General features: G+C 61.7%; 4 protein-coding genes and 1 pseudogene. 2 read left to right on the top strand and 3 right to left on the bottom strand.

Annotated elements, in window-relative coordinates; translation table 11 throughout:
- The 3 genes from EOC06_RS34310 to EOC06_RS34320 form a co-directional block, all read right to left on the bottom strand.
- On the bottom strand, nucleotides 1-239 hold a 239-nt coding region (locus EOC06_RS34310; protein ID WP_128309898.1), incomplete at its 3' end, for a lysozyme inhibitor LprI family protein.
- A gap of 351 nt (nucleotides 240-590) precedes the next feature.
- On the bottom strand, nucleotides 591-797 hold the full coding sequence (locus tag EOC06_RS34315) for a hypothetical protein (RefSeq protein WP_127267240.1): 207 nt from the start codon (nucleotides 795-797) through the stop codon (nucleotides 591-593).
- Between the two features lie 188 nt (nucleotides 798-985).
- Nucleotides 986-2,140 (bottom strand): dihydrodipicolinate synthase family protein, encoded by a 1,155-nt coding sequence (locus tag EOC06_RS34320; protein WP_128309899.1) that lies wholly within the window; start codon nucleotides 2,138-2,140, stop codon nucleotides 986-988.
- Nucleotides 2,141-2,379: 239 nt separating this feature from the next.
- On the opposite strand from EOC06_RS34320, the gene EOC06_RS34325 reads away from it, so the two are divergent.
- Together EOC06_RS34325 and EOC06_RS34330 are read left to right on the top strand one after the other, a co-directional pair.
- Nucleotides 2,380-3,438, top strand: coding sequence for a LacI family DNA-binding transcriptional regulator (locus tag EOC06_RS34325; protein WP_128309900.1), 1,059 nt, complete (start codon nucleotides 2,380-2,382; stop codon nucleotides 3,436-3,438).
- A pseudogene (locus EOC06_RS34330) lies at nucleotides 3,435-3,789 on the top strand (acyl CoA:acetate/3-ketoacid CoA transferase); the annotation flags it as partial. The gene EOC06_RS34325 and the pseudogene EOC06_RS34330, both read left to right, overlap by 4 nt.

Below are 3,789 nucleotides of genomic sequence, written 5' to 3' on the forward strand. Positions count from 1 at the left end.
GAGCCACCATCGTCACCGCTGGATTGAAACGTGCATTCGGCGTTGCGGAACGCAATCCACGCTCTCTGCGCTTTCACCAACCGTGCCTTGCCGTCGGAATCATCCGTAAGCCGCTTCTGGATTTGCTTGAAGGTTTGGTTCAACGCCTGATCGGCTCTTTTGAAGTCCGAAGCTGGATCAGCCAGAGCCGCAGTGGCGGCGAACGACAGCATGGCGACGCCAGCAAGTAGAAAACGCATGATTGTATCCCCGGAATGAAAACAACCACAAGTAAGCACGCATGGGGGCAGCCGACAAGCACCGAAAAACCGTATAGTAAGCAAAGGGTTGTCGGGTTCAACAACGCAGGACGGACGAGGCTGGGGCCGTGAGGTGCGGGGGGTGGCGGATAACTCATGCATTCGATGCAATGGCGGCCGAATGCGGCCGCCACAAGCTGACGTTGACATTTGCCGCTGCGCCATTGTCGAGGGCAGCGCCGGCGAGTTTCGCAACCCGGTCCTGACAGACCGGACGCCGGACGCAAACGCCGTCGCGGAAAGCTGTGCGCCCGTCCCGGTGCTGACCGGGACGGGCGACAGGCAATCAGATCATTGCGGCTCTGGATCAGGCGTATTTCCCGGCCTGTCGCCGCCGCCCTTGCCTTCACGGCAAGGCTCGCCGATGCCGCAGCATTTGCCGTTGTAGGTGACGCCGGGCTTCAGCTTGTCGCACTCCCTGGGAGCGGTTGTCTTGCAGCCGGCCAGCACCGAAACGGCGATGGCGGCCAAAAGGACGTTTCTTGAAACAGTAAACATCAGACGTTCTCCTTGATGGACCATGTTTGGACACATCGCTTGGTCGCGCCTCGGGAGAAATTGGTTCACAAGAAAATTGATGACGGCGGCGAAACCTTCCTCGCGGTCGTTCGACAGCGGAGGTGCCTGGGCAGGCGCAGCAATCGCGTGGCGACGCGTCCTCTTCGACCGGTCAGCCTTTCCGCGCTTCAGATGCCCGCGACGGTGCAAAGGCTCTTCATTCTGGCCACCGCCAGATTAGGATCAGCGAGCAATCCGGCCTGGTCGGCAAGGCGGAACACGTCGGCATAGTGACGGATGCCGCGCGCCGACTGCATGCCGCCGACCATCGCAAAATGGTCCTGATGGCCGTTCAGCCAAGCCATGAAGACGATGCCGGCCTTGTAGTACTCGGTGGGCGCCTCGAAGATTTTTCGCGATAGCGGCACGGTCGGCGCCATCAAAGCGTCATAGCCGGCGCGATCGCCTTCCGCCAGTTTCGACAGCGCCGCGTTGGCGACCGGCGCAATCGCATCGAAAATACCGAGCAGTGCGTGCGAGTGTCTTTTCTCGTCGCCGGCGATCAGTTCGGGATAATTGAAATCGTCGCCAGTGAACATGACGACGCCGTCCGGCAGACGGTTCCTCAGCGCGACCTCCTTGCCGGCATCGAGCAGTGAGATTTTTATCCCCTCGACCTTGCCAATATGGCGTTCGATGATGGCAACCACTGTATCGAGAGCGGCCTCGAAATTCTCGCTGCCCCAATAGCCCCTGAGCGCCGGATCGAACATGTCGCCCAGCCAGTGCAGGATGACCTTGCCGGATGCCTGGGACAGGATGCGGTCGTAGACGCTGACATAGTCGTCCGGCCCCTTGGCAACTGCCGCCAGTGCCCGGCTGGCCATCATGATCGCCTTGCCGCCCAAGCCTTCGATGAAAGCGAATTGCCGCTCATAGGCGGTGATCACATCGTCCAGCGTCCTGGCGGCGGCGGGCGCCAGATGGTCGGTCCCGGCACCCGAGGCGAGATCGGCGCCATCGACGGTACGCGCCTCGGCGATCGAACGGCGGATCAATTCCTGCGCGTTTGCCCAGTCGAAACCCATGCCGCGTTGCGACGTGTCCATCGCTTCGGCAATGCGGAATCCCAGCCGCCACAGATGGTGACGGAACGCCATCGTCCTGTCCCAGTCGACCACCGGCCTGGACCACGGATCGGTCATGGCAAGCGGATCGGCAACGACGTGCGCGGCGGCATAGGCGATACGCGAAAATCGCGCGCCGATGTCAGGCTGCACCGGTTCGCCGACCAGCGTGTACCGGGTGCTGCCGCCCCCCTCACCAGGCAAGGAAATGTCCATCGATCTCTCCCTTCGCAACGCTCTAGATGGAACGTTCCAATAAATCAAGAACCTTTAAGATTCGGATTCCACGGCAGGAAGAATGCTGCATTGCAACACAAAAGCCTTATGGAGCAAGCCATTTGAGTACGCACGATCGGCATTCGAGACGCGAGAAAAATCCCGATTGACTCACGACCGGAGCAGAGATTAGAACGTTCCAATATTTTTGGGCCTGCAGTCGGGGAGGATGCATCTGGATGGCCAACCGGGCCAAGGCGACGATATTCGACATCGCCCGCGAAGCAGGCGTGTCCAAATCGACGGTATCGCTCGTGCTCCAGGGCAGCGGGCTGATCCGGCCCGAAACAGCGAGCAAAGTGCGCAAGGCGATCGAGGATGTCGGTTACGTCTACAACCGCGGCGCCGCCAATCTGCGCAAGGCGCACTCCAATGTCATCGGCATGGTCATCAACGATCTCACCAATCCTTTCTTCGCAGAGTTGGCGGTTGGGATGGAGCGGGTCTTCCAGTCGGCCGGTATCGTGCCGTTCATCGCCAACACGGCGGAAAATCCGGTACGCCAGGAAGAAGTGCTGAAGTCGTTGATGGAGCAAGGCGTCGCCGGCCTCATCGTGTCGCCGGCTCGCGGCACGACGCCGGGCGCCTTCAGGCGGATCGAGACGGCAGGTCTGCCGGTGGTCTTCGCCATGCGCCGGCTTCCCGAGAGCCGTATTCCGGTTATCGCGCCCGACAATCATCGCGGCGCCTATCTCGCCACCGCCCATCTGATCGGCAAGGGACATCGCAGGCTGGTCTTCTTCGGCGGTTCGTCCGACCTGGTGGTCTATCACGATCGGCTTGGCGGATTTCGCGAAGCCTGCGAGACGCAGGGCATCTCCGACCGCGACGCACTGGTCGTCGAGGGAGAGACCAGCCGCAGAGGCGGCATCGCGTGCCTCGAAACCGCTCTCGCAATGGCTGAACCGCCGACCGCGGCACTCTGCTTCAACGACGCCGTCGCCTTTGGCGCCATGCTGGCGCTGCGCAAGCGCGGACTTGAGCCGGGAACTGATTTCGCCATCGTCGGGTTCGACGATGTGGCCGAAGCCGAACATTACATGCCAGCTCTGACCAGCGTCGCGGTGGACTCGGCCGGCCTCGGCGAACGCGCCGCCCATGTCATGCTGAAAATGATCCAGTCGCGCACCACGCGCGCTGAGGACCATATCGGCGCGGTCAATCTCGTGGTCAGGGAAAGCTGTGGCCCGGATCGCCGCACCCGAAACAGGACGGCCGGTTCGGGGATCATGAATTGAGCAAGGTCGTTTCGGCAGCTCAGGCAGCGGGCCTGATCAAGGACGGCATGGTCGTATCCGTGTCGTCGTCGAGCGGTCTCGGCTGTCCCGACGCCGTGCTCGCCGCGATCGGCGAACGCTTCGATGGGGAAGGCCACCCAAAAAATATCACCACGCTGCACCCGATCGCCGCCGGCGACATGTACGGCATCAAAGGCATCGACCATCTGGCCAAGCCGGGACTGCTGAAGCGTACTTTGTGCGGCTCCTACCCGTCCGGCCCCTCCTCTTCCGAACCGCCGCAGATATGGAAGATGATCGGCGACAATTCGGTGGCCGCCTACAACGTGCCGTCCGGCATCCTGTTCGACC

Origin of the sequence: Mesorhizobium sp. M7A.F.Ca.MR.362.00.0.0 (assembly GCF_004023175.1) — a bacterium.
Classification (GTDB): domain Bacteria; phylum Pseudomonadota; class Alphaproteobacteria; order Rhizobiales; family Rhizobiaceae; genus Mesorhizobium.

Bases quoted from the DNA above. Each gene is read 5' to 3' on its own strand.
- EOC06_RS34315 (WP_127267240.1), bottom strand. From the start codon at position 797: ATGTTTACTGTTTCAAGAAACGTCCTTTTGGCCGCCATCGCCGTTTCG.
- EOC06_RS34320 (WP_128309899.1), bottom strand. From the start codon at position 2,140: ATGGACATTTCCTTGCCTGGTGAGGGGGGCGGCAGCACCCGGTACACG.
- EOC06_RS34325 (WP_128309900.1), top strand. From the start codon at position 2,380: ATGGCCAACCGGGCCAAGGCGACGATATTCGACATCGCCCGCGAAGCA.